The organism is Paraburkholderia tropica (assembly GCF_914484835.1).
Lineage (GTDB): Bacteria > Pseudomonadota > Gammaproteobacteria > Burkholderiales > Burkholderiaceae > Paraburkholderia > Paraburkholderia tropica_A.
Window position 1 is genome coordinate 249,586 of sequence record NZ_CAJZAR010000028.1, and the last position, 23,198, is coordinate 272,783.

The 23,198-nt window shown below is 67.1% G+C and carries 26 protein-coding genes; 12 read left to right on the forward strand and 14 right to left on the reverse strand.

From position 1 onward, the window contains the following. Window positions 1-6: 6 nt before the first annotated feature. Window positions 7-1,248: an efflux RND transporter periplasmic adaptor subunit gene (locus LDO54_RS03150; RefSeq protein ID WP_224006127.1), complete on the reverse strand. Its 1,242-nt coding sequence runs from the start codon at window positions 1,246-1,248 to the stop codon at window positions 7-9. Window positions 1,249-1,544: 296 nt separating this feature from the next. Here LDO54_RS03150 and LDO54_RS03155 point away from each other — a divergent pair, with 296 nt between their 5' ends. Both LDO54_RS03155 and LDO54_RS03160 read left to right on the forward strand, forming a co-directional pair. After that, window positions 1,545-2,258, forward strand: coding sequence for a response regulator (locus LDO54_RS03155; protein ID WP_224006130.1), 714 nt, complete (start codon window positions 1,545-1,547; stop codon window positions 2,256-2,258). Beyond that, window positions 2,255-3,376 (forward strand): ATP-binding protein, encoded by a 1,122-nt coding sequence (locus tag LDO54_RS03160; protein WP_224006133.1) that lies wholly within the window; start codon window positions 2,255-2,257, stop codon window positions 3,374-3,376. The genes LDO54_RS03155 and LDO54_RS03160 overlap by 4 nt, the downstream gene beginning before the upstream one ends. 51 nt (window positions 3,377-3,427) lie before the next feature. On the opposite strand, the gene dbpA is transcribed toward LDO54_RS03160, so the two are convergent. The 8 genes from dbpA to LDO54_RS03200 all read right to left on the reverse strand — a co-directional run bounded on the left by dbpA (window position 3,428) and on the right by LDO54_RS03200 (window position 12,099). After that, a complete protein-coding gene (dbpA, locus tag LDO54_RS03165; RefSeq protein WP_224006136.1) occupies window positions 3,428-4,825 on the reverse strand; it encodes an ATP-dependent RNA helicase DbpA in 1,398 nt (465 codons plus the stop codon). A gap of 285 nt (window positions 4,826-5,110) precedes the next feature. Next, window positions 5,111-5,764 carry a DsbA family oxidoreductase gene (locus tag LDO54_RS03170; protein ID WP_224006139.1) on the reverse strand — a complete coding sequence of 218 codons (654 nt, stop codon included), beginning with the start codon at window positions 5,762-5,764 and terminating at the stop codon, window positions 5,111-5,113. Between the two features lie 197 nt (window positions 5,765-5,961). Continuing rightward, window positions 5,962-6,561 (reverse strand): CGNR zinc finger domain-containing protein, encoded by a 600-nt coding sequence (locus tag LDO54_RS03175; RefSeq protein WP_224006141.1) that lies wholly within the window; start codon window positions 6,559-6,561, stop codon window positions 5,962-5,964. A gap of 51 nt (window positions 6,562-6,612) precedes the next feature. Next, window positions 6,613-7,512, reverse strand: a complete 900-nt coding sequence (locus LDO54_RS03180) for an alpha/beta fold hydrolase (RefSeq protein WP_224006144.1) — start codon at window positions 7,510-7,512, stop codon at window positions 6,613-6,615. A gap of 195 nt (window positions 7,513-7,707) precedes the next feature. Further along, entirely contained in the window at window positions 7,708-8,691 is a 984-nt protein-coding gene (acuI, locus tag LDO54_RS03185; RefSeq protein ID WP_224006147.1) for an acrylyl-CoA reductase (NADPH), read from the reverse strand. 57 nt (window positions 8,692-8,748) lie between these two features. Then, window positions 8,749-9,396: an acrylate utilization transcriptional regulator AcuR gene (gene acuR, locus LDO54_RS03190; RefSeq protein WP_224006150.1), complete on the reverse strand. Its 648-nt coding sequence runs from the start codon at window positions 9,394-9,396 to the stop codon at window positions 8,749-8,751. 108 nt (window positions 9,397-9,504) lie between these two features. After that, complete coding sequence (locus tag LDO54_RS03195; protein ID WP_224006153.1) at window positions 9,505-11,424, reverse strand: SMP-30/gluconolactonase/LRE family protein; 1,920 nt, start codon at window positions 11,422-11,424, stop codon at window positions 9,505-9,507. 291 nt (window positions 11,425-11,715) lie between these two features. After that, window positions 11,716-12,099, reverse strand: coding sequence for a hypothetical protein (locus LDO54_RS03200; RefSeq protein WP_224006156.1), 384 nt, complete (start codon window positions 12,097-12,099; stop codon window positions 11,716-11,718). Window positions 12,100-12,124: 25 nt separating this feature from the next. Between LDO54_RS03200 and LDO54_RS03205 the strand changes: the two genes are divergently transcribed. Beyond that, the gene (locus LDO54_RS03205) at window positions 12,125-12,466 is read left to right on the forward strand and encodes a hypothetical protein (protein ID WP_224006158.1); all 342 of its coding nucleotides are present in this window, start codon (window positions 12,125-12,127) and stop codon (window positions 12,464-12,466) included. Between the two features lie 37 nt (window positions 12,467-12,503). Here LDO54_RS03205 and LDO54_RS03210 read toward each other — a convergent pair whose 3' ends face one another. Then, on the reverse strand, window positions 12,504-13,391 hold the full coding sequence (locus tag LDO54_RS03210) for a LysR family transcriptional regulator (RefSeq protein ID WP_224006161.1): 888 nt from the start codon (window positions 13,389-13,391) through the stop codon (window positions 12,504-12,506). A gap of 166 nt (window positions 13,392-13,557) precedes the next feature. Between LDO54_RS03210 and LDO54_RS03215 the strand changes: the two genes are divergently transcribed. From LDO54_RS03215 to LDO54_RS03245, 7 genes are all read left to right on the forward strand, one after another. Next, window positions 13,558-14,217 (forward strand): NADPH-dependent F420 reductase, encoded by a 660-nt coding sequence (locus LDO54_RS03215; RefSeq protein ID WP_224006164.1) that lies wholly within the window; start codon window positions 13,558-13,560, stop codon window positions 14,215-14,217. A 98-nt stretch (window positions 14,218-14,315) separates the two neighbouring features. Continuing rightward, complete coding sequence (locus tag LDO54_RS03220; RefSeq protein WP_224006167.1) at window positions 14,316-14,573, forward strand: hypothetical protein; 258 nt, start codon at window positions 14,316-14,318, stop codon at window positions 14,571-14,573. Beyond that, window positions 14,570-14,881 carry a DUF3649 domain-containing protein gene (locus LDO54_RS03225; RefSeq protein ID WP_224006170.1) on the forward strand — a complete coding sequence of 104 codons (312 nt, stop codon included), beginning with the start codon at window positions 14,570-14,572 and terminating at the stop codon, window positions 14,879-14,881. Before LDO54_RS03220 ends, LDO54_RS03225 begins: the two co-directional genes overlap by 4 nt. Beyond that, complete coding sequence (locus tag LDO54_RS03230) at window positions 14,881-16,539, forward strand: PepSY-associated TM helix domain-containing protein (RefSeq protein ID WP_224006173.1); 1,659 nt, start codon at window positions 14,881-14,883, stop codon at window positions 16,537-16,539. The genes LDO54_RS03225 and LDO54_RS03230 overlap by 1 nt, the downstream gene beginning before the upstream one ends. Further along, window positions 16,539-16,814 carry a DUF3325 domain-containing protein gene (locus tag LDO54_RS03235; RefSeq protein ID WP_224006176.1) on the forward strand — a complete coding sequence of 92 codons (276 nt, stop codon included), beginning with the start codon at window positions 16,539-16,541 and terminating at the stop codon, window positions 16,812-16,814. Before LDO54_RS03230 ends, LDO54_RS03235 begins: the two co-directional genes overlap by 1 nt. Before the next feature lie 108 nt (window positions 16,815-16,922). Continuing rightward, complete coding sequence (locus LDO54_RS03240) at window positions 16,923-17,675, forward strand: 2OG-Fe(II) oxygenase (RefSeq protein ID WP_224006179.1); 753 nt, start codon at window positions 16,923-16,925, stop codon at window positions 17,673-17,675. Between the two features lie 22 nt (window positions 17,676-17,697). Further along, window positions 17,698-18,429, forward strand: a complete 732-nt coding sequence (locus LDO54_RS03245) for a 2OG-Fe(II) oxygenase (protein ID WP_224006182.1) — start codon at window positions 17,698-17,700, stop codon at window positions 18,427-18,429. A 49-nt stretch (window positions 18,430-18,478) separates the two neighbouring features. Here the strand turns inward: LDO54_RS03245 and pstS are convergent, their stop codons facing one another. Beyond that, window positions 18,479-19,558, reverse strand: coding sequence for a phosphate ABC transporter substrate-binding protein PstS (gene pstS / locus LDO54_RS03250; RefSeq protein ID WP_436975487.1), 1,080 nt, complete (start codon window positions 19,556-19,558; stop codon window positions 18,479-18,481). A gap of 510 nt (window positions 19,559-20,068) precedes the next feature. Between pstS and LDO54_RS03255 the strand changes: the two genes are divergently transcribed. After that, window positions 20,069-20,719 (forward strand): response regulator transcription factor, encoded by a 651-nt coding sequence (locus LDO54_RS03255; RefSeq protein WP_224006185.1) that lies wholly within the window; start codon window positions 20,069-20,071, stop codon window positions 20,717-20,719. A gap of 75 nt (window positions 20,720-20,794) precedes the next feature. After that, window positions 20,795-21,046 (forward strand): hypothetical protein, encoded by a 252-nt coding sequence (locus tag LDO54_RS03260; RefSeq protein WP_224006188.1) that lies wholly within the window; start codon window positions 20,795-20,797, stop codon window positions 21,044-21,046. 25 nt (window positions 21,047-21,071) lie between these two features. Here the strand turns inward: LDO54_RS03260 and LDO54_RS03265 are convergent, their stop codons facing one another. From LDO54_RS03265 to LDO54_RS03275, 3 genes are all read right to left on the reverse strand, one after another. Next, window positions 21,072-21,638, reverse strand: a complete 567-nt coding sequence (locus LDO54_RS03265) for a DNA-binding protein (RefSeq protein WP_224006191.1) — start codon at window positions 21,636-21,638, stop codon at window positions 21,072-21,074. Between the two features lie 64 nt (window positions 21,639-21,702). Continuing rightward, complete coding sequence (locus LDO54_RS03270; protein ID WP_224006193.1) at window positions 21,703-22,032, reverse strand: DHCW motif cupin fold protein; 330 nt, start codon at window positions 22,030-22,032, stop codon at window positions 21,703-21,705. A gap of 158 nt (window positions 22,033-22,190) precedes the next feature. Then, window positions 22,191-23,192, reverse strand: coding sequence for an aliphatic sulfonate ABC transporter substrate-binding protein (locus tag LDO54_RS03275; RefSeq protein WP_224006196.1), 1,002 nt, complete (start codon window positions 23,190-23,192; stop codon window positions 22,191-22,193). Window positions 23,193-23,198: the final 6 nt, after the last annotated feature.

The window sequence follows — 23,198 nt, forward strand, 5'->3', positions numbered from 1 at the left end:
GATTCCTCAGGTGCGGGTGGCGGCGGACGAGGCGGCGTGGTCAGCCTTCGTGTCTTTCGTGTCTTGAGCGCCTTGAGCGTCTTTCGCGGCGGCGTCGCGACTGGCCGCGCGGACCTTGCCGGTCGCCGGGTCGATCGTGACGGTCGTGCTCGCGACCGCGTCGCCCGCGCGCACCTGCTGGCTGCCTTCGACCACGAGCGCATCGCCGTCGCGCACGCCTTGCGTCACGAGCCAGTTATTGCCGTGCTCGCGCGCGTGGCCGAGCACGACTTGCTCGATCTTGCCGCCGCGCACGAACAGCGCCGTCGCCTCGCCGCGCGCGTTGCGGCTCACGGCGCGCTGCGGCAGCAAGTAAGCGCTGGGCGCCGTGCCTTCCTCGACGATCGCGCGCACGTACATGCCGGGCAGCAGCACGCGGCGCGGATTCGGCACGGTCGCGCGCAGCGTGTAGGTGCCGGTGCCCGTGGCCACGCTCGACTCGCCGAATTCGAGGCGGCCTTCGAGCGGATAGTCGGTGCCGTTTTCGAGCCGCAGCTTGACCGGCACGCCGCCCTCGCGGCTCACGAGGTGGCCCGCGTCGACGGCCGCGCGCAGATCGAGCAGGCTCGCGCTCGACTGCGTGAGGTCGACGTTGACGCGGTCGATCTGATGAATCGCCGTGAGCGCCGTGCTCTGACTCGCGCTGACGAGCGCGCCGGGCGTGAGGGTCGAGCGGTCGATGCGGCCCGAGATGGGCGCGCGGATCGTGGTGCGGTCGAGGTCGATGCGCGCCGCTTCGAGCGCCGCCTTCGCGGACGCCACGCTGGCGCGCGCCTGCGCGAGCGCATCCATCGATTCTTCGTAATCCTGACGGCTGATCGCGTTTTGCGCGATCAACCCGGCGTTGCGCGCAGCCTTCGCCTGGGCGGCCGGAATCGTGGCTTCGGCGCGTTGCAGCGCGGCGCGCGCGTTGTCGCGCGCGGCCTTGTAGCTGGCGGCGTCGATCTGATAGAGCGGCTGGCCCGCCTTGACCTCGGCGCCTTCCGTGAACAGCCGCCGCTCGATCAGGCCGCCGACCTGCGGGCGCACCTCGGCTTCGAGAAACGCGACCACGCGTCCCGGCAGTTCGACCGTGACCGGCACCGCTTGCGCGTGCAGCGTGACCACGCTCACGTGCGCCTGGGGCTGAGCTTGCGCGTCGGCGTCGCCGTGCGATTTTCCGCAGGCCGCGAGTGCCAGCAGCAGGGCGGCCGTGGCCGCTGTTGTCATCGAGTGTCTGTTCATGGTGTGCGGTGATGCGGCGTGATGCCGGAGCGTGAATCGTCGCGTGCGGCCGTTCGTGGACCATGGAGGCTATGTGGAGATCGCGTGGAGCGCGCGGCCTGGGGCATCGAAATGCAACTTCGTCTGACCGTGCGCAAGGCCAGGCGACGCCCACGCGCGCTTCGGCTAACGCGGCAAGCGCGTCAAACTGTTGAGCTATGATGGAGATTTGATGGAGCGGATTGCGGCGCGCCCCGCGTGCGCTCACGATGAGCGGTCCGCCCCGACGCACGCGACGCACCATGAACGCGCTGATTCTGATCGCCGAAGACGAACCCGAAATCGCCGAAATTCTCGATGCCTATCTGACCCGCGAGGGCTATCGCACCTATCGCGTCGGCAACGGCCAGTCGGCGCTCGACGTGCAGCCGCTGCTCAAGCCGGACCTGGTGCTGCTCGACATCAAGATGCCGGGCAAGGACGGTTGGGAAGTGCTCGCCGAACTGCGCCGCCGCGGCGACACGCCCGTGGTGATTGTCACGGCGCTCGATCAGGACATCGACCGTCTGCAAGGCTTGCGCATCGGCGCCGACGATTACGTGGTGAAGCCCTTCAATCCCGTGGAAGTGGTCGCGCGCATCGGCGCGGTGCTGCGGCGCACGGGCGGTTCGCGCGCGGAGCCGGTGCTGCGCGTGGGGCGGCTGGAAATCGATACGCAGAGTTACGTGGCGCGCGTGCGTCCTTCGGAGTCGGGCGAACCTGACGGCAGCGCGCAAGGCGGCGTCGAACTCGCGCTCACGCTGACTGAATTCCGCGTGCTCGCGCACATGGCCAAATCGCCCAATCGCGTGTTCACGCGCAGCGAGCTGATCGACGCCTGCCTGCCCGGCGGCGACGCGCTCGAGCGCACGGTGGACAGCCACATGAGCAACCTGCGCAAGAAACTCGACAAGGCGGGCGCGGCCGACGTGATCGCGGTGGTGCGCGGCGTCGGCTACCGTCTGGGCGGCGCATGATGCAGCCGCTGCACCCCGACCCTTCGTCGGCGCTCTCGCGGCAGCAGCGCGGACGGCTCGTGCGCCAGATCGTGCTCTCGATGGGGCTGGTGTCGAGCATCACGATGCTGATCGCGTTCGTGGGCTCGATCGTGATCTACGGGCTGCTGTATCTGCTCGCGCCGCCGCACGGTCCGCTCACGACCGAAGAACTTTTCATTCCCGACCCGCGCGACTATCTGGTCTTCGCGATCCTGCTGCTGGCGGGGCTCGTGGTGGCGGCGATCATGGCGACGCGGCTCGCGCGGCGCATTCTCGCGCCGCTGAATTCGCTCGCGCAGAGCGCGCGCAGCATCGCGGCGGGCGATCTCGCGGCGCGCGCGCAGCCGGGCGACCGCTCGCTCGGCGAAACGGCGCTGCTGGTGGACGATTTCAACGCGATGGCGGTACGCCTGCAGCGCATGGCCGCCGACATGACGGCCTGGAACGCGGCGATCGCGCATGAACTGCGCACCCCGCTGACGATCCTGCGCGGGCGTCTGCAAGGCATGAAGGACGGCGTGTTTCAGCCCGACGAGACGCAGATCCGCGGGCTGCTGTTTCAGGTGGAAAGCCTCACGCGCCTCGTCGACGATCTGCATATCGTAACCTTGCAGGACATCGGGCGGCTGGAGATGCGCGTCGAGCCCACGCGTATCGACGTGGAAATGCGCCGCGCCGTGGAGTCGATCGCCGACGCGCTGCACGAAGCGGGTTTCGTGCTCGAACTCGATCTCGCGGCGGCGAGCGTGCCGTGCGACGGCGCGCGCATCCGCCAGGCGCTGCTGGCGCTGCTCGACAATGCGCGGCGTTATGCGGTGCCGGGGCGGCTGCGCATTGCGCTCGCGCGGGCGGACGAGACGTTCGTGCTCGGCGTGGAAGACGACGGCCCCGGCCTCGCGCCCGAATTCGCGCTACAGGTGTTCGAGCCGTTCACGCGCGCGGACGCTTCGCGCTCGCGGCAATTCGGCGGCTCGGGGCTGGGTTTGTCGGTGGTGCGGGCGATCGCGCTCGCGCATGGCGGCCAGGCGCGCTACCGCGCGTCGGCGGCGGGCGGCTCGGTGTTCGAACTCGTGCTGCCGCGCGAGCGGGCCGCTTAGCTTCCTTGGCCCGCTTGGCCCGCTCGCACTTGCGCGGCCGCCCCGCGCGGTTTATTCGTCCATCAACCGCGCGCGCACCTTCTTGCCCTTCACCTTGCCGGCGTTGAGCTTGCGCACCGCGTCGCGCGCGATGCTGCGCTCCACGGCCACATAGGTCGAAAAATCGGTCACGTTGATCTTGCCGATCTGCGCGCCGGTGAAGCCCGCCTCGCCGGTGAGCGCGCCCAGCACGTCGCCCGGACGGATCTTTTCCTTGCGGCCGCCGAGAATCTGCACGGTCTCCATCGGCGGCAGCAGCGGCGCGTCGCTGGCGGGCTTGAGTTCGGCGAGCGGATGCCATTCGACTTCGCGCTTGAGCGCCTGCTCGATGCCGCCCACGCGGCCCATTTCGTTCATGGTCGACAAGCTCAGCGCCCAGCCGTCCTGATCGGCGCGGCCCGTGCGGCCGATGCGGTGCACGTAGACCTCGGGATCGGGCGTCACGTCGACGTTGATGACGGCTTCGAGCTGGGCGATGTCGAGACCGCGCGCGGCCACGTCGGTCGCCACGAGCACCGAGCAGCTACGGTTCGCGAACTGGATCAGCACCTGATCGCGGTCGCGCTGGTCGAGTTCGCCGTGCAGCGCGAGCGCGTGAAAGCCCTGCGCGCGCAGCACGTCGAGCAGGTCGCGGCACTGCTGCTTGGTGTTGCAGAACGCGATCGTGCTGACCGGGCGGAAGTGATTGAGCAACATGCCCACGGCGTGCAGGCGCTCGTCTTCGGTGACTTCGTAGAAGCGCTGGCGGATCTTGCTGTCGTCGTGATGTTCTTCGAGCTTGACTTCCTTCGGATTGCGAAGGAACTGCTGGCTCAGCTTCGCGATGCCTTCGGGATACGTCGCCGAGAACAGCAGCGTCTGGCGTTCCTTCGGGCACTGGCGCGCGACCTTGGCGATGTCGTCGAAGAAACCCATGTCGAGCATGCGGTCGGCTTCGTCGAGCACGAGCGTGTTCAGCGCGCTCAGGTCGAGGCTGCCGCGCTCCAGGTGATCCATGATGCGGCCCGGCGTGCCGACCACGATATGCGCGCCGTGTTCGAGGCTCGCGGTCTGCGGACGCATGGGCGTGCCGCCGCAGAGCGTGAGCACCTTGACGTTTTCCTCCGCGCGCGCGAGGCGGCGGATTTCCTGCGTGACCTGGTCGGCGAGTTCGCGCGTGGGGCACAGCACGGCGGTCTGCACGTCCTGGCGGCGCACGTCCAGACGCGCGAGCAGCGCGAGCGCGAACGCCGCGGTCTTGCCGCTGCCCGTTTTCGCCTGAGCGATCAGGTCGTGGCCGGCGAGCGCGAGCGGCAGGCTGGCGGCCTGGATCGGCGTCATCTCGACGTAGCCGAGGCGCGCGAGGTTCTCGAGCGTGGCGGGCGCGAGCGCAAGCTCGCTGAAGGGCGTGGCAGTGGGTGATTTCGTCATACGGGGTCTCGCGCCCTAAGGCGTGGGCAGCGCGCGGCGCGGGCGGGCGCGCTGCAGGATGGATCAGGCGGCGACGGAAGTCGCGCGTCGCGCAATTTTACCGGATGCGCGCAGGTCGGCGGTTCCAGCGTGCTGGAACGGGCGGATTCGGCCTGATTCGGCCGGATTCGGGCGGAATCGAACGAGTTCGTCCTGAAACGGGCGGGGCGGGAAAACAGACAGGCCCGACGCGCGGGGCTCGCGGCGTCGGGCCTGGGCAGGACTCAAACGGACATCCAGCGAGGCTCAAGCCTCTTTCGCGGCTTCTTCCAGAATCTGCCTGATCGCGTTCTCGAAGGTTTCCACCGGCTGGCCGCCGCTGATCAGGTACTGCTCGTTGAACACGATGGCCGGCACCGACTGGATGCCCATCGCCTGCGCCTGCTGCTCCTCGCCGCGCACCTCGTCGGCATACGCGCCGGTTTCGAGCACCTCGCGCGCCTTCTGGGCGTCGAGCCCCACGGATTGCGCGGCGGCGACGAGCGTCGCGTGATCGCTCGTGTCCTTGCCTTCGCCGTGATAGGCGCGCAGCAGCGCGAGCTTGAGCGGCACCTGCTGGCCTTCGAGGCGCGCCCAGTAGAGCAGGCGATGCGCGTCGAAGGTGTTGTAGATGCGGGTGCGCGGGCCGAATTCGAAGCCGACGCTCGCGCCGCGCTCGCGGATCGCTTCCTGCGTTTCGGCGATCTGCTCGGGCGTGCGGCCGTATTTCTTGCCGAGATAATCGACGATGGACTCGCCGCCCGGCGTCATGTCGGGGTTCAGTTCGAACGGATGGACGATCAGGTTCGCGTCGACGCTGTCGCCGAGATTGGCGAGCGCGCGCTGCAGCGAGCTGAGGCCGATCGCGCACCACGGGCAGGCGATGTCGGAGATGAAGTCGATTTGTAGCGCTTGTTTCATGGCGATCCCGGGAAATGAAGAAGGGCGCGGCGCGCGGCGGACCTGCGATGCGCCGCCGCGACGCAGCAATGGCGCAAGGTTAGCCGGAAACGGCGATGTCTGCTGAGCGCGCCCAAGCCGGCTTTGCGCCAGATGCGGCCCGCCACGCCGCCTGCGCCGCCTTCGCCGCTCAGGCCGCTAATGCCACTCACGCCGCGCTATTGCTGGCGGCGCCGGAACGCCGCGACCTTGGCGCGGTTGCCGCACATCGCCATGCTGCACCAGCGCCGCCGGTGCGATTTGGTGCGATCGAGAAAATGCAGCACGCACTCGGGGTTCTCGCACTTTTTCACGAGCGCGAAATCGGCCTCGCAGACGAGTTCCGCCACCGCCGCGCCCAGCGGCGCGAGGTATTGCTCGGGCGTGCCGTGCGCGTGTCGCTCGACGAGGCGCGGCTCGCCGCTTTCGTCGACGGTCAGTTCCAGCGTGCGCGGCGCCTGCGCCAGAAAGCGGTTGAGCGCGCGCGCATCGAGCGGCTCGCCCGCGCGCCGCGCGTCCACCAGCGCACGCGCCGTCTCGCGCAGATGGCGTGCCGCATCGAGCAGCGCGTGCGCCTTGAAGCGCGGCTTTTTCGCCTCGGCGGACAGTTCGTGACGCGCCAGCCAGGCGGCCACGTCGGCGTCGCTTTGCCAGGTGTCGATCAACTCGCCGTCGGTCATCTGCACGGTGTTCAGGGCGTCGAGCGCCGGATGGCCGCCGAGAAAATCGACTTCGCCGTGGTCGTGCGCGTCGCTGCCGTGCGCTGATGCTGCGTCCATGCCCGCTTCCTCCTTGCCGCGAATTGTAACCGTTTTTCGCCGATTAACTGGTTACGTCCGCGCCCGTTCCATCAATCCGGCGATGGCGGCCGCGATCTCGTCCACATGGGTTTCGAGCGCGAAATGGCCGGTGTCGAGCATCGTCACCTCAGCGTTCGGATTGTCCCGTCGATACGCCTGCGCGCCCGGCGGAATGAAAAACGGATCGTGCTTGCCCCAGATCGCGAGCGTCGGTGGCGTGTATTCGCGGAAAAACGCCTGAAAACGCGGATAAAGCTTGAGGTTCGACGCGTAATCGAGGAACAGATCGAGCTGGATGTCCTTGTTGCCGGGGCGTTGCATCAGCGCGGTGTCGAGGTAATACGCCTCGGGCTCGACCGTCGACGGATCGGCCACGCCGTGCACGTACTGCCAGCGCGTGCCTTCCAGATTGAGCACGGCGTCGGCGACGGCCTGGCGGTTCGCGGCGCTCGGATCGGCCCAGTAGCGGCGGATCGGGTCCCACGCGTCGCCGAGACCTTCCTCGTAGGCGTTGCCGTTTTGCGAAACCAGCGCGCTCACGCGCTCGGGGTACTTCAGGGCGAGGCGCAGGCCGACCGGCGCGCCGTAATCGAACACGTAGAGCGCGTAGCGTTCGAGGCCGAGCTTATCGACGAAAGCCGCCGTGGTGGCCGCGAGCGCGTCGAACGAATACGTGTAGCCGCGCGCTTCGGGTACCTGGGTGAAGCCGAAGCCCGGCAGATCGGGCGCGATCACGCGATAACGCGCGGCGAGCCGCGGAATCAGGTGCCGGAACATATGCGACGACGACGGATAGCCGTGTAGCAGCAGGATCACGGGCGCGTCGGCGGGGCCGGCTTCGCGGTAGAACACCTGCACGCCGTCGGCTTCGACGGTCTTGAGGGCGACGGCGGGGTAGGTGGGTAGTGCGGTGGGGGCGGCAGTCGGCATGGCGGGCTCCGGGGTGGGTGGGTTTGAAACCGGTAAAACGTCAAATTGACGGTTTCATTCTGGGCGCGGATTTGTAACCTGTCAAATTATTTTTTAGGGGTTACTGAAGCATGCTCCCGTCCGCCCGCCGAAATAAAAAAGCCCGCGATCTCGCGGGCTTCCGAACATTCACGCCAGCTTTTCGCCAGCCCAACCTCACCGATTCACATCCACCACAATCCGCCCACGCACGCGTCCCGCCAGCAGATCACCGGCAGCGGAAATCGCCTCCTCCAGCCCAATCTCGCGCGTGATCGTCTCAAGATCGTTCAGATCGAGCGTGTAAGCCAGCGCCTGCCACGCCTCCTGGCGTTCCTCGAACGGACGCGTTACGCTGTTGATCCCCAGCAGGCTCACGCCGCGCAAAATAAACGGCGCGACCGTGGCCGGCAAATCCATGCCTTGCGCGAGACCGCAGGCCGCGACGGCGCCATCCGCGCGCAGGCTTGCGCAGACGTTCGCGAGCGTGTGCCCGCCGACCGAATCGATCGCCGCCGCCCAGCGCTCCTTTTGCAGCGGCTTGCCCGGTTCGGTGAACGCGGCGCGATCGATCACGTCCGCGGCGCCCAACTGCTTCAGATAATCGGCTTCCTGCAACTTGCCCGTCGAGGCGACCACGCGATAGCCGCGCCGCGCGAGCAGGGCGATGGCGAAGCTGCCCACGCCGCCGCTCGCGCCCGTCACGAGCACATCGCCGTGGCTGGGCGCGATGCCGTGGCGCTCCAGCGCGAGTATGCAGAGCATCGCCGTATAGCCCGCCGTGCCGACGGCCATCGTCTGGCGCGGCGTGAGTCCGGCGGGCAGCGGAATCAGCCAGTCGGCCTTCACGCGGGCGCGCTGCGCGAGACCGCCCCAATGTTGTTCGCCGACGCCCCAGCCGTTGAGCACGACCGCATCGCCGACCGCATAGCGCGGGTCCGCGCTCTGCGCGACCGTGCCCGCGAAGTCGATGCCGGGCACCATCGGAAAGCTGCGCACGACCGGACCCTTGCCGGTGATCGCCAGGCCGTCCTTGTAGTTCAGCGTGCTGTATTGCACGTCGACGAGCACGTCGCCGGGCGGCAATTGCGCGTCGTCGAGTTCGGCGATACGCGCCGAGTATGATTCGGATTCCTTTTCAATAAGAATGGCTTTGAACATCGTTCGTCTCCCGTGTGACGTGAGCGGTGCCGCTCGAATGGATGGACGGCTGCGGCGCTATTGCGCGTAACGCGCGCGCGGCAGCCCGGCGATGAATCCCTTGAAAAACGTATCGAGCGGCGCGGCGCTGCGCACCAGCCGCGCGCGCATCACCGCGCCTTCCCAGCCGATCCAGAAGCACGCGGCCAGCGCGTCGAGGTCGGCGTCGGCGGCGAGTTCGCCGGCTTGCTGCGCCTCGCGCAAACAGGCCGCCACGCGCGCCTGCCAGCCTTGGAACACGCGTTCGAGCGTGTCGCGGAAGTCTTCGGGCAGGATGTCGACTTCGATGCCGAGATTGCCCGCGAGGCAGCCGCGCGTGTAGTCGTGGCGCGCCATGCCGGCCTTGGCGTCGTCGACGAAAGCGGCGAGGCGATCGAGCGCGGGCCGCGATGCATCGAGCAGCCAGCGATCGAGCTTGGCGAGAAAGTAGGCGTCGTAGGCGTCGAGCAGCGCGCGGCCGAACGCTTCCTTGCTCTCGAAGTAGTGATAGAACGAGCCCTTCGGCATGCCCACGCGCTTGAGCACGGCGTCGAGCCCGGTGGCGGCGAAGCTTTGCCCGGTCAGCAGTTCCATGCCCGCGCGGATCAGCGTGGCGCGCGTATCGGCGTGCGCGTGCGGGTCTTTGCGAGGGCGGCCGCGTCGCGGCCGGTCGGTCGATTCATCCATGCCGGGGATATTAGACCGATCGTCTCGAAAATTCAATCCCCGGCTTGAAGATGCACGAATTCACACGCTAATCGGCGTGCTGATACGCGTGAAAATCCGCGTGCGATCTCACGGCGTCCAGCGATGCACGATCACGCTCGTGCCGTTGTAATTGTCCTTGGTGATCACGTATTGCCCGGCCGAATTCAGATACACGCGCAGGCCGTACATCGAATCGACATCGTTGCCCACGTCCACGTTGGCCGGGTTCGCGTTGGTCAGCGTGGTGACGAGCTTGCCGGTCGTCAGATCGTAGATGTCGATGTTGGGCACCGTATGCACGTAGCCGACGAACAGATAGTTGCCCGCTGCGGCGATCGACTTCGGATTCGCGCTGGTGAGCGTGATGACGGGACTCGGCCGGTTGATGTTGCCCGAGCTCCAGCCGTGATAGACCTCGATATAGCCGTTCATCGCGGTCCAGTCCCAGTTGCCCGCGAGGCCCTGGGCGAGAATCATCGTGTCGCTTTCGGGCAGATAGACGATGCGTGCCGTCGGCCGCACGCTCTCCGGCGTTGAGATCGTCGTGGCCGCGCCCCATTGCGGCTTGCCGGTGCTGTCGAAGCCGGTGAGCGGATAGTGGTAGATGTGATTCGTGCGGTTGAGCCCGGCCCAGACGTCGCCACGGCTGTCGAGGCAGAAGCCGCCCGTCACCTGGAGCGAGGTGTTGAACGGCGTGCCCGGAATCGAGCCGTCGGGAATGGCGATATAGCCGCTGGCGGCATTGAAGTGATAGAAGTAGAAGATGCCGGGGTTCTGTCCCGAGGCCACCAGGATGCGGTTGCCGTTCACCGTCACGAGCTGGCCGAAGTGTTCGTCGCGCTGCGTGTCGTTCATGTTCAGGCGCGGGTCGTTCGGGTAGGTGAACGGATCGACCGTATTGGCGACGAAGGTGCCGCCCGCCGTGCCCGTGTAGATGGCGGTGCCGCTGTAGAACAGCGCGCCGTCGGTGACCGGATCGGGCGCGGCCACGCCTTCGAAATTCAGGCCCTGGAGTTTCCAGAGCAGCGCGCCCGCCGCGTTGTATGCGTGGATGTCGGTGCCGCCGTTGCGGCCGAGATCCCAGCCGCCGCCCCACGGATTGTTGAGCACGTAGAGATTGCCGGTGCTGTCCTTGCCGATTCCCGTCACGCGCGTGAAGCGCTTGTCGCCCACCTGACCCTTGATGCCGGTCGTGGTGTCGAGATAGCCGCCTTTCACGCCGAAGCTGCCGGTTTGCGTCGGCATACCGGTGAGGCTGTAGAGCTTGATGTTCTGGTCGGGGCCGCTGTCGCCGATCATCAGCTGCGCGGTGGTCGCGTCGAAGTAGAGCGCCGACGGTTGCGAGCCCGCCGGCATCTGGATCTGCTGAAGCTGCGCGCCCGCCGGGCTGAATGCGGTCACGGTGCCCGCGCTCTTTTGCGCGATCCAGACGTTGCCCGCGTTGTCGAGCGCGAGCGCGCCTGGGTTGCCGATCGAAATATCGCGCTGCCAGGCGCCGTCGGTCGTGTAGACGCGCACGCGGTTGCCGTAGAAGTCGCTCACGTAGAGCAGCGTGCCGGCGGTGGCGAGGCCGGTGATGGCATCCACGCGGCTCAGGGCGTTCCATACGCTCACGTTGAACGTGAGGTCGCGCTGGCCGCTCGCGCGGTTGTAGCGGCCCACGGTGCCGCTGCCGTACGAGGTGTTCGCCGAGAGCGCGACGAAGATATCGGTGGCGTTGCCGGTGATGGCGCCGCCCTGGAATTCGTCGTGGATGCCGATCGAGCCGAGGCTCTTGTCGTTCTGATAGATCGCGACGCCGCCTTCGTTCTCGTCCCAGAGCGATGACGTATAGATGACGCCTTCGGGCGCGACCCACATCGAGCGCGCGCCGTTGCCGACGTGCGCCGCGAGTGTGCCGTACGTGTTGGCGAGCCAGTCGGTGGTGTACTGCTGCGCGTGGGACGCGGGCGAGATCGTGGCAATCGCGGTGCAGACGAGCGTGGCGCACATGCGCTTCGTGAACATGGATAAAACTCCTGATGCGGAAAAACCGGTGACGCGATGACGATGAGCACATCAAGCGGCGCTCGATGTCATGGCGGAAATGGGACGAATCGATGTGCGTGATCCGCGTGTCGCTTTCGCGGGTGCGGGCGATTTCGCGGTCGCATTTGCTAGCGAATTTGCGGGCGCATTTGCGGGTTAACGCGCGCGCATCGGAGCAAGCGGCATGCCGCGCGGCGGCTCTTTTTGCACGCTATGCGCGAGGAATCGAAACTGCGTTATGCAGCAATGAGTTGGTGTTCGACGCGCGCGCTATGCGGATTGCAAGACATCGGCGAACGGTGATTCGCGGTGCAGATTCGTGGCAGCGCGCGGGAAGAAAGTGCACGCAACGTTTTTGTTTATGGCGTGTTTTTCGGCGGGGCTCGCATGAACGGGATGCGAACTCCCTTCGCGCGCAGCGATCTCATGCAGATCGATTCGCCGTTTATGCCTGCTGTCGCCGAGTGCGCGTATAGTCGGCAGATCGGCAAATTCAGTCGGCTGATCGGCGAATCCGGTCGGCAAAACCAGTCGCGAAACTTTCATGCTGGCCAGATGAATCTGCGAGTATTTTCGGGTGCACAATGCTTGCTTTTGCCGCACCCGCCCATAGGTAGAGGACTTCGTTTCAGTAGCGGCGTGGACTGATTCCACGCCGGGAAATCAGGGACAGCAAGCCGTGAAAGTCGAATTTGTCGAAGCGAGCAGTGCACGCCCCGAGTTGCTCTGCTATCTGGTCGCGATCGCCGCGTCGTCGTATGCGCTCACGCAGGAATGGCGCGTCGATCACGTCGTGCAGTGCTGCCGCGAATGGCTGGACAAGAGCGCGTTGACGATGCACTGGCTCGACCGCGTGCGCCTCGGCCAGCTCGCGCTGAAGATCGCGAGCCGCGACCTGCTGGGCGCGGGTATCGCCGTGCGCCTGTCGAGCGTCTCGGTGCTCTTTACCGCCGAGATGGAACTCAACGAAGCCTCCACGATGGTGCAGCGGATGATGTCGCTGTGTCACGAGGCGCTCTGACGCGCCGCGTCGCTTTCCTTGCCGCGCGGCGACCGTTTCACGCGCCGAACGCCGCCACCACTTCCTCCACGAAATACCGCAGCTTGAGCGTCGTCGGACTGCTCGCCATCACGATGTGCATGGGCCGCGCCACCAGTTCGTATCCGGTGAGCAGCGGCACGAGCGTGCCGTCGCGCAGCGCGTCGCGCACGGCGGTCTCGGGCGCGAGCGCAATGCCGAGTCCGTTGATGGCCGCCGTGATCAGCGCCTTCATGTCGTTGGCGCGCAGGCGCGGCGCGATCGGTGCGGTCCACGCCTGACCGTTCTCGACAAATCCCCAGCCGCTCGCCGGCGGCGCCGATGTGTAGGCGAAGCCCAGACATTCGTGTTCGATCAGCGCATGCGGCGTCTCGGGCGCGCCCGCCGCCGCGAGGTAGGCGGGCGAGGCGCACACCACGAAGCGATACGGCTTGAGCGCGCGCGCGACGAGCGTCGAGTCGTTGAGCGCGCCGAGCCGGATCGCGGCGTCGTAGCCCTCGTCGATGATATCGACGAAGCGATCGGTCAGCGTGAGATCGATCTGCACCTCGGGATAGCGGCTCAAAAAACGCGCGATCGCCTCGGGCAGCGCGAACGCGCCGAAGGTGACGGGCGCGGTGATGCGCAGGCGTCCGCGCGGCGTGTCGGCCAGCGAACGCGCCTGGGCCTCGGCGGCTTCGGCGTCGGCGAGCAGCGCGCGGCAGCGCTCGTAGAACGCGTGGCCCGCTTCCGTGAGGCTCTGCCGCCGCGTGGTGCGGTTCAGCAGGCGCGTGCCGATGCGGGTTTCCAGTTCGGCGACGTGGCGCCCGGCCATCTGCGGCGTCATGCCGAGCGCCTTGCCCGCGGCCGCGAACGAGCCGCATTCGACCGTCTTCACAAACGCCGCCATGCCGGTCAATCGATCCATCGCTGCTTCCCCATTCGAAACGATTCTTTTCGACAGCCAATCATTCTCGCCGCTTTATCGCGTCCAGTGTTCGAATCATAGTGGCATCCGGGGCGTGCGTGTGATGCGCCGCGAAAACCGCAACCACTACTTGGCGACGGCGCGAGGCCGTCAGGAGGACATCGGCATGAAAATCGGCATCATTGGCGCAGGCTTTATCGGACGGGCGATGGCGGAACTCGCCCTGCGTCACGGCGACTCCGCGATGCTCAGCAACTCGCGCGGCCCGCAGACGCTGACGAGCACGCGCGCGGCTATCGGCTGCGAACTCGGGACGATTGAGCAGGCGGCGGCGTTCGGCGACATCGTCGTGCTGGCCGTGCCGTTCGGCAATCTCGCGCAGTTGCCGCCGGGCCTGCTCGATGGACGCATCGTCGTCGATACCTGCAATTACTACCCGGACCGCGACGGCCACGTCGCCGCGCTCGACGCGCGCGAGACGACCACGAGCCAGATCGTGGCCGCCCATTTCCAGGGCGCGCGCGTGGTGAAGGCGTTCAACGCGATCCTGGCCGCCGATATCGGCACCACGGGCGCGCCCGGCGGCCAGCCGGGGCGGCGCGCGCTGCCGCTCGCCAGCGACGACGCGGCCGCGCAAGACCGCGTGAGCGCCTGGCAGGACCGTTATGGTTTCGATGTCGTCGAGACGGGCGGGCTGGCGCAAAGCTGGCGCTTCGAGCGCGCGAAGCCCGCGTACTGCATTCCGCTCGACCGCGCGGGCATGGCGCGGGCGATCGCCGACGCGCGGCGCGACGTGGAGTTGCCGCACGGTTCCTGGCGCAAATAGCGAGCGGACGGCGCTTCGGGAAACGGCGCGCGTCATGCGCCGTTACAAAAAGCGGGCGCGCGGCTGTCCCTTTTGGGGCGGCTCGCGTGTCATGAAGGATGAGCGCGCAAACGTACAAGCCATCGAACGCGGGATCGAACAAGCCATCGAACGCGGGATCGAACGCCGCGAAATCCGCGGCAATGCGCAATGGCTGGCGAACGCGCGCAACTTACGAGATCATTGCGGCGCTCGCCGCTTTCCGTCTTTTCGCTTTCATGATGACCGCCATGCCTGTGTTGTCCGCCGCGTATTTCGTTGTGTTGTCCCTCTTTATCCTCGCCACCCCGGCCACCGCCGCGGCCCGGCGCGCATGAGTGCCGCGCTCGCCCGCGTGCGCCGTGCGGCGCCGCTCGTTTCGCTGATTTCGCGCATCGTCGCGGCGATCTTCGGCGGCTACGCGCTGGCCGCGCTCACGAGCGTCGCCACGCTCGCCTTGCCGATCGCCGCGCCGCAAGCGGTCATCGCGGGCATGCTGGCGAGCTTCGTCGTCTACGCGTGCGTGGTGATCGGCGTGTTTCTCGCGCGCAGCGCGCGGCGCGCCTGGGGCGGACTGCTGATCGCGGCGGCGCCGCTTTTGCTGGCGTCGTGGTCGGTATGGACGGCGGCCGGAGGCGCAAAGTGATGACGCATCCCAACCCGGCAACGCCGCCGGCGCGAAAGCGCGCCAAAGCAAACAAGCCGAACAAGCCGCAGGGCAAAGGCGTGCGCCAGAGCATGTCCGATCTGCACACGTGGGCGGGCCTGCTGGTCGGCTGGCTGCTTTACGCGATGTTTCTGACCGGCACGGTCAGCTATTTCAAGGAAGAGATTTCGCAATGGATGCGCCCCGAGCTGGCGCATCAGCAGCAGGTGCCCGATCCGGCCGCCGTCGCGCAGCGCGTGGCGACGACGCTCGGCGCGCTCGCCGCGGGCACCACGCAATGGAGCGTGCAGTTGCCAACGTCGCGCAGCAATCTCGCCAGCGCCTTCTGGCGCACGCCGCCCGGCTCCGCCCAGAAGGGCATGTTCCAGGAAGGCGTGTTCGATCCGGCGACGGGCCGTGCGGTCAAGGCGCGCGACACGCTCGGCGGCGAATTCTTCTACCGCTTCCATTTCCAGTTCTATTACATGCCGGTGATGTGGGGCCGCTGGCTCGCGGGTTTCTGCGCGATGTTCATGCTGGTCGCCATCATCAGCGGCGTGATTACGCACAAGAAGATCTTCGTCGACTTCTTCACGTTCCGCTGGGGCAAGGGCCAGCGCGCGTGGCTCGACGCGCATAACGCGCTCTCGGTGTTCGGCCTGCCGTTCCATCTGATGATCACCTACACGGGCCTCGTCACGCTGATGACGATGTACATGCCGTGGGGCGGCGAGATCGCGCTGAAGACGGCGGCGCAGCGCCAGGAAGTCGCCGCGCAGCTGAACGCGTTCATCCGTCCGGGCAAGCCGCAGGGCGTGGCCGCGCCGCTCGCGAACGTCGAGTCGATGGTGCGCGAGGCGCAGGCGCGCTGGGGCGAAAACAACGTGCTGCGCGTGACGGCGACGAATCCCGGCGACGCGAGCGCGCGCGTGGCGGTTTCGCGCGGCGAGGCGCTGCGCGTCTCGGTGAGTCCGCAATATCTGCTGTTCGACGGCGTGAGCGGCAAGCTGCTCGAAACGCACGACCATGTGGGCGGCGCGGCCGAAACGCGCGGCGTGCTTTACGCGCTGCATATGGGCCGTTTCGGCGATCTGTCCGCGCGCTGGCTGTATTTCCTCGTCAGCCTCGCGGGCACGGCGATGGTCGGCACGGGCCTCGTGATGTGGACCGTCAAGCGCCGCCAGAAGCTGGCCGATCCGGCGCGTCCTTATTTCGGTTTTCGCGTCGTGGAGCGGCTCAACATCGCGAGCATCGCGGGGCTGTCGATTGCGATGACGGCGTATCTGTGGAGCAACCGGCTGCTGCCCGTGGCGCTTGCGCATCGCGCCGATACGGAAATCAATGTCTTCTTCGCGGTCTGGGCCGCGACGCTGCTCTACGCGCTCGTGCGTCCCGCGAAGCGCGCGTGGATCGAATTGCTCTGGCTCGCGGCCGCGCTGCTCGCGCTGCTGCCGGTGCTCAACGCGTTCACCACGGAGCGTCCGTTCTGGCGCAGCCTCGCGCAAGGCGACCTCGTGTTCGCGGGCTTCGATCTGATGATGTGGGCGTTCGCCGCGCTCCATGCGGTGCTCGCGTGGCGCACGGCGAATCATCGTCCGCGTGTGAAAGCGGCGGGGCGGCGCGCGACGGCGCCGGTGCAACAAGAGGAGGAGGCGTGATGGTCGGGCTCACGTTGCTGCTGTGCGTGATGGCGTTCGCGTTCCTCGCGATGGCGATGGAGCGGCATCAGGTCGCCGTGCTCGGGCGCGCGCTCGACGCCGGGCGCACGCGCGGCTTCAGGATCGCGGGCTGGTGCGCGCTCGCGATCACGCTGCGCATGATCGTCGGCGAGGCGGGCTGGGCGATGGGGCTCGTCTATTACGCGGGCTGCACGAGTGCCGCCGCGGGGATCGTGTATGGCGCGATTCTGTGGCGTCAGCGCGCGCGGGCCTAGATTCGTGCACATTTCGAACCCAATTCGAGCGCAAAAAGCGGAGTTCGATCCGCGCTCGTTGCGCGTACACTGCGGCTGAAACGGCTCAGGGCTTTTCAGGTACGCATCATGACGCTTGCAGTGCAGGAGGGTTTCGATTTCACGCCGCGCGCGAACACCGCGCCGGAGGGCACCGACTGGCACGCCGCGGCCACGTCGCTCGATCGCTACGGCAACGCGATCCTGCCCGCGCTGCTCACCCCGGCGCAATGCGATTCGCTCACCGCACTCTACGCGGACGACGCGCGGTTCCGCTCGACCATCGTGATGGCGCGCCACAATTTCGGGCGCGGCGAATATCGGTATTTTTCGTATCCGCTGCCGCCATTGCTCGACGCGTTGCGCCACGCGCTCTATGCGCGGCTCGCGCCCATCGCGAACCGGTGGCATCGTCAACTGGGCATCGACGAACATTATCCCGACGATCTCGACACCTTTCTCTCGCGCTGCCATCGCGCCGGACAAACGCGTCCGACGCCGCTGATCCTGCGTTACGGCAGCGGCGACTACAACTGTCTGCATCAGGACCTCTACGGCGACCATGTCTTTCCGTTGCAGGTCGCCATTCTGCTCAGCGCGCCGGAACGCGACTTCGCGGGCGGCGAATTCGTGATGACGGAATCGGCGTCGAGTGGATCGAGCGCGCCGCGCGCCGAAGTCGTGCCGCTCGCGCAAGGCGATGCCGTGGTGTTCGCGGTGCATCATCGTCCGGCGGCGGGCAAGCGCGGTGGACATCGCAAAGTCGCGATGCGGCACGGCGTGAGCGTCGTGCGTAGCGGCAATCGCTACACCGTCGGGCTCATCTTTCACGACGCACGCTAGATAGCAAGGATGCCGAACGACTATGACGAAGCTCGACACGCCTTTCGATCAGCTGGACTGGGCGATCATCGAAACGCAATTGAACGCCGAAGGCTATGCGGTGCTGGCGGGCTGCATCGAAACGGCTCAGGCGCTGTCGCTCGGACACGAACTCGCGCGCGCTGGCGAGCCGGTTTATCGGCGCCGCGTCGCGCTGGAATCGCTCGATCTCGGGCGCGGCGAACTGCGCTATTTCGGCGATGCCTTGCCCGCGCCGCTGAGCGCGTGGCGCGACGCGCTGTATCGCCGTCTCGCGCCCATTGCGAACCGATGGAGCGCGAAGCTCGGCGCGCCGCACCGTTTCGCGCCGCATTGGGGCGCCTTTCTCGACGCCAATCTCGCGGCCGGACAAACGCAGCCGCAATCGAATGTCTCGCATTTGAGCGCCGAGGATTGGCAGGCGCTACATCAGCGCGACGACGGCGGCGAAGTGTTTCCGTTTCAGGCCGTCGCGGTGCTTTCGGAGCCGCAGCGCGACTTCACGGGCGGCGAATTCGTGATGACGGAGCGCCGGCCGCGCATGCAGTCGCGGCCGATGGTGGTGCCGCTGCGGCCCGGCGATCTCGCCATCGTGGCGACCTCGCTGCGTCCGTGCGAAGGGGCGCAGGGCGTCTATCGCGTCGGGCTCAAGCACGCCATCAGCCGGGTGCGCGGCGGCGAGCGCATCGGGCTCGAACTCGCGTTTCATCACGCGCCGGGCGTTGACGCGCGCTGACCGCGAGCGTCATCGTCGTCCTCAAACTTAAGCGTCCAGGCAAAACCGCTCACTGTCCCGCGATCGATTTGCGCGCCACGTCCTCGGCGTTGCGCGTGTCGCCGTCATGCCATTGCGCGCGGATCTTCGCCACGACCATGTCCGGCAAGGGCACGTAATCGAGCGCCTGAATCGTGGGCTCGCCATGCGTGAGCGCCCAGTCGAAGAACTTGAGCGTTTCCTTGTCGCGGCCCGGTTTCGCGGGCGTCGTGCTCAGCAGCACGTAGGTCGCGCCCATCACCGGCCAGGCGTCCTTGCCGGGCTGATTCGTGAGCACCTGATAGAGCGAGCCGGACCAGTCGGCATTCGCCGCCGCCGCGCTGAACGACGCCGCGCCCGGTTCGACGACCGTGCCCGCCGCGTTGGTCATCGCCGTGTAGGTCAGGCGGTTGTGCTTCGTGAAGTCCCAGGCGATATAGCCGATCGCGCCGGGCAGATAACCGACGAACGTCGCCACGCCTTCGTTGCCCCGGCCGCCGATGCCGAGCGGCCAGCGCACGCTGGTGCCTTCGCCGACGCGCCGCTTCCATTCCGCGTTGACCTGCGCGAGATAGTGCGTCCAGATCAGCGTCGTGCCGGAGCCGTCCAGCCGCCGCACCACGGCGATCGGCGTGTCGGGCATCTTGAGCTTCGGGTTCAGGCGCGCGATGGCGGGATCGTCCCAGTACTGGATCTTGCCGAGGAAGATGTCACCAAGCACTTCGCCCGTGAGCATCAGCTCGCCCGCCTTGATGCCCGGCAGATTGACGACCGGCACCACGCCGCCGATGGCGGTCGGGAATTGCCGCAGGCCGGCCTTGTTCAACTGATCGTCGGTGAGCGGGGCGTCGGAGCCCGCGAAATCGACTTCGCGCGCGAGCACCTGCTTGAGCCCTTCCGATGAACCGGTCGGACGATAGCTGACCTTGCCGCCGCCCGACTTCTGGTAGTCGGCGGCCCAGCGCGCGTAGAGCGGCGCGGCGAAGGTGCTGCCGGCGCCGCTCACGCCGTCCGCGTGCGCGCTGGGCAGGCACAGGCCGGAAAAACCGCTGATCGACGCGCCCAGCAGCGCGGCCGTCAGCGCGGTGATCAGGCTTCGCGTTGTTCTCACGGGCGTCTCCACTCGATTGGCGCGGCACGGCATGCCCCGATTACGGCCCGATTCGTCGGATGGGTCGGATTCGATGCGGGTCGACCTGGGTTCGGGGCGGCCGTTGCGCGCCGCGCCACGCCTTGTTATTCGGCCAAAGCGCGTGATACAGATTTGCATTACAGGTCGATGACCGGCGGGATTCAAATTGAATCCCGCTATCGTGCAGCCATTGGTGGGCTGGCGCACATAACGGCGGCGAGGATAGCTAACGAGGCCGCTTGATACGCCGTTTGAGAGGCCGCTTGAGAGACCGGTCTGGAGGCCGCTCTGGAGCCCGATTAAACCGCGCCAATTCCACGCCAATTCATTCGGCCATGTTTTAAATCGATTCAATAAAATCGCGCAGTCACGAACGGTTTAAATAAAAAACGGTGCGATAACCGGCATGGCGATTGCTGCGAGGCGCGCCAATTAAGGTTCTCCTAAGCCTGCGGCGGCGAAAATTCCTCTCGATGATGGGAGGCGCTTGTGCGATTGCTGCTGCTTGAAGATGATGAAACGATCGCTGGCCCGATTTACGAGTTGATGTGCAGCGCCGGTCACGAAACCGACTGGGCCAGTAACGATTACGAAGCCGAGTTGTCGCTCCAGAACGGCAGCTACGATCTCGTGCTGCTCGCGCTAGGCTTCGCGCGCCTCGACGCGCTCGACATGCTGCGGCGCTATCGCCATCGCGGCGGCAGCGCGCCGGTCATCGCCATGATCGGCCGGAACACGGCCGAGAACCCGATGGCCGCGCTCGACGCGGGCGCCGACGATTACCTGATCAAACCGTTCGATCCCGCCGATTTCAGCGCGCGCATCCGCGTGCTGCTGCGCCGCCCGCAGCAAAACGTCGAACACGGCGCGCTCGCCGATCTGAAACTCGATCACAGCCGCTGCGCGGTGGAGTTCAACAGCGCGTCCGTCGCGCTCAAGCCCAGCGAATTCCGGCTGCTGTTCGCGCTGGTCAACGAGCCGCTGCGCATTTTCACGCGCGCCGAACTGGCGATGCGCATTTACGGGCGCCGGAAAAGCGTCGTGAATAACGCGGTCGACGTGCACGTACACGCGTTGCGGCGCAAGCTCGGCGCGGAGCAGATCGTCACGGTGCGCGGCGTGGGGTATCGGTTGCGCTGAGGTTCTGGGGCGGGGACTCTAAAAACATCGTGCCAATCGTCTAAAGTTCGCCTGCCGGATGCCGAAAATCCGGGCATGACGCACGATTCATCCCAACTTCCCGAGGACGATCCCATCTGGGCTGAAGCACGCGCCCTTGAGGCCAGCATTCGCGCGATCCGGCGGGCTCAGGGCAAGAAAAATCCTGAGGATTTCCCGGCCGGCAGCGACGCGTGTCTCGATGCGATGGAGGCGTTCGTCCGCGACGTCCAGCGCGTGCTGGTGCTCTACGCCGAGCAGCCCGATCAGGACGACGACGACCTGTTCGGCGCGGGCGCGGCCGGATAGGCGCGCTGGCCGCCGCTGAGCCTCGTCAGCCCTCTGAGGACGCGGGCGCGGCCGCGCGAACGGTCAGCGCCGCCTGCGTCTGGTCGAGCACGAACGCGAAAACGTTTTCGAGCGCGGCGACGATGCGCGTGCCGGGCGGCGCGCCCTCGAAAGCCGCTTCGGGGCCGACGCAGATCAGCGGCTTGCCGAAGCGCGTCGCCAGCCGGATTTCATCGAGCGTGCCCGGGCCGCCGGGCAGCGCCACCACGACGTCGCTCGTCAGCACGTTCACGTAATTGCGGTTCAGCGCGTCGTCGGGCGCGTCGGCGAGCTTGCGCGGCAGCGGCGTCAGGATCGGCAGGTCGATATAGGGATTCGGATAGCCCGCGAGCGGCGCGAAGCCCTGCACGGGATGCGCTTCGCTCGGCATGATGCCGATCGAGCGGCCCTTGCGTCCGGGCGTGGTCGCGAACGCGCGTGCCGTCGACAGCATCACGCCCAGCCCCGCGCCGGTCAGCAGGTCGAAACCCTGCCCGGCGATCCAGTGTCCCAGCGGGACCGACAGTTCCGGCCATTCGGTCTTGCCGGAACCCATGACGCCAACGATTGCCACCGCGCTCCTCCTGTCCGTGATTGTGCGTAATGCGCTGATGGACGGGATTTTACGTGGGCGCGAGTCAATCGACCACGAACAGCGTCGCGCCTTTCGGCGACGACGAGCGGTGCGGTTCGGCGTCGTCGGCGACCTGGTAGCTCATGCCGGGCGTCAAGACGAAGCGGCGTCCGTCCGCGAGTTCCGTCTCCAGTTCGCCCGCCACGCACAGCAGCACGTGGCCCTTCGTGCACCAGTGATCGGCGACATAACCCGGGCTGTATTCGACGAAACGCACGCGGATCGCGCCGAACTGGCGCGTGCGCCACGACGCGCTGCCGTGCTCGCCCGCGTGGAGCGTCGGCTCCACGGTGTCCCAGTTCGTGATGCCAAACGGTACGGCGTCGATGCGCATGCGGGCTCCGGTTCGATCGATGAAGCATCGAACCTTACCGATCCGGCAGCGCGAGCGTCAGATACAGCCCGCGCGGATTTGAACCGATACAGGCGTTATGCGGCGACGTTTTGGGCCAACGCTTTGAAACAACGCTTCGAAACAACTTCAAGCGCCGTTTACGCCCCGATCGTCACCGCGCGCTTGCCGCTGAAATCCCAGCGCTGCGCGTGCGCTGTGTCGACGGCGGCGGGCAGGAGACGGGCCGCGAGGAAGGTATCGGCGATCTTCTGCTGCTCGCCGAAATTCGCCGCTTCGACCGGGCGCACGAGGTAGCTGCGGCGCGCGTTGGCGCGCTCGATCGTGGCGGCGTCGAGGCCCCAGACCGGCGCGAGCAGACGCGCGGCGTCCTGCGGCGACTTGCGCACCCAGTCGCCCGCCTCGCGCAACTGCGCGAACACGGCGGCGAGCACGTCGGGGCGCGCTTCGGCGTAGCGCGTCGAGGCCAGATAGTAGCGCTGGTACGAGGCGAGCCCGTTGCCGTCCGCGAGAATGCGCACGTCGGCCTGCTGATCGACCGACGCCACATACGGATCCCACGTCACCCACGCATCGACGCTGCCGCGCTCGAAGGCGGCGCGCCCATCGGCGGGCGTGAGGTAGTGGATGCGCGCGGCGTCCGGCGGCACGCCCGCTTTCGCGAGCGCCGCGAGCAGCAGGTAATGGCTGCCCGCGGCCTTGGTCACGGCGATGTCCTTGCCGCGCAGATCGGCGGCCGTGTGCAGCACGCCCGCGCGCTTGACGATGATCGCCTGCGCGCCCGGCGAGGGCGCTTCCTGCGCGAGATAGACGAAGCGCGCGTGGGCGGCCTGGGCGAAGATCGGCACGGTGTCGGCGACGTCGGCGCTGAGGTCGATCGCTTCGGCGTTGAGCGCCTCGGTGAGCGGCAGGCCGCTGGCGAACTCGCTCCAGCTCACGTTCACGCCGAGCGGCGCGAGCGCCGTTTCGAGCGTGCCTTGCGTCTTGAGCACGGTGATCAGCGTCGACGACTTCTGATAACCGATGCGCACGGTCGATGTCGCCGCGGTTGCTGCCGCCGCGAAACCGGGCCGTGCGAGCAGCGCGCCCGCGCCGAGCATCGAGGCGTTGAAGAGAAAGCGTCGGCGGGTACTCGAGAACATGGCGGG

Coding starts and splice junctions, on each gene's coding strand:
- LDO54_RS03225 (WP_224006170.1), top strand. CDS start 14,570: ATGAGTGCCGCGCTCGCCCGCGTGCGCCGTGCGGCGCCGCTCGTTTCG.
- LDO54_RS03260 (WP_224006188.1), top strand. CDS start 20,795: ATGACGCACGATTCATCCCAACTTCCCGAGGACGATCCCATCTGGGCT.
- acuR (WP_224006150.1), bottom strand. CDS start 9,396: ATGGATGAATCGACCGACCGGCCGCGACGCGGCCGCCCTCGCAAAGAC.
- LDO54_RS03155 (WP_224006130.1), top strand. CDS start 1,545: ATGAACGCGCTGATTCTGATCGCCGAAGACGAACCCGAAATCGCCGAA.
- LDO54_RS03270 (WP_224006193.1), bottom strand. CDS start 22,032: ATGCGCATCGACGCCGTACCGTTTGGCATCACGAACTGGGACACCGTG.
- LDO54_RS03170 (WP_224006139.1), bottom strand. CDS start 5,764: ATGAAACAAGCGCTACAAATCGACTTCATCTCCGACATCGCCTGCCCG.
- acuI (WP_224006147.1), bottom strand. CDS start 8,691: ATGTTCAAAGCCATTCTTATTGAAAAGGAATCCGAATCATACTCGGCG.
- LDO54_RS03240 (WP_224006179.1), top strand. CDS start 16,923: ATGACGCTTGCAGTGCAGGAGGGTTTCGATTTCACGCCGCGCGCGAAC.
- LDO54_RS03210 (WP_224006161.1), bottom strand. CDS start 13,391: ATGGATCGATTGACCGGCATGGCGGCGTTTGTGAAGACGGTCGAATGC.
- dbpA (WP_224006136.1), bottom strand. CDS start 4,825: ATGACGAAATCACCCACTGCCACGCCCTTCAGCGAGCTTGCGCTCGCG.
- LDO54_RS03215 (WP_224006164.1), top strand. CDS start 13,558: ATGAAAATCGGCATCATTGGCGCAGGCTTTATCGGACGGGCGATGGCG.
- LDO54_RS03245 (WP_224006182.1), top strand. CDS start 17,698: ATGACGAAGCTCGACACGCCTTTCGATCAGCTGGACTGGGCGATCATC.
- LDO54_RS03160 (WP_224006133.1), top strand. CDS start 2,255: ATGATGCAGCCGCTGCACCCCGACCCTTCGTCGGCGCTCTCGCGGCAG.
- LDO54_RS03230 (WP_224006173.1), top strand. CDS start 14,881: ATGACGCATCCCAACCCGGCAACGCCGCCGGCGCGAAAGCGCGCCAAA.
- LDO54_RS03175 (WP_224006141.1), bottom strand. CDS start 6,561: ATGGACGCAGCATCAGCGCACGGCAGCGACGCGCACGACCACGGCGAA.
- LDO54_RS03180 (WP_224006144.1), bottom strand. CDS start 7,512: ATGCCGACTGCCGCCCCCACCGCACTACCCACCTACCCCGCCGTCGCC.
- LDO54_RS03220 (WP_224006167.1), top strand. CDS start 14,316: ATGAGCGCGCAAACGTACAAGCCATCGAACGCGGGATCGAACAAGCCA.
- LDO54_RS03195 (WP_224006153.1), bottom strand. CDS start 11,424: ATGTTCACGAAGCGCATGTGCGCCACGCTCGTCTGCACCGCGATTGCC.
- LDO54_RS03275 (WP_224006196.1), bottom strand. CDS start 23,192: ATGTTCTCGAGTACCCGCCGACGCTTTCTCTTCAACGCCTCGATGCTC.
- LDO54_RS03150 (WP_224006127.1), bottom strand. CDS start 1,248: ATGACAACAGCGGCCACGGCCGCCCTGCTGCTGGCACTCGCGGCCTGC.
- LDO54_RS03235 (WP_224006176.1), top strand. CDS start 16,539: ATGGTCGGGCTCACGTTGCTGCTGTGCGTGATGGCGTTCGCGTTCCTC.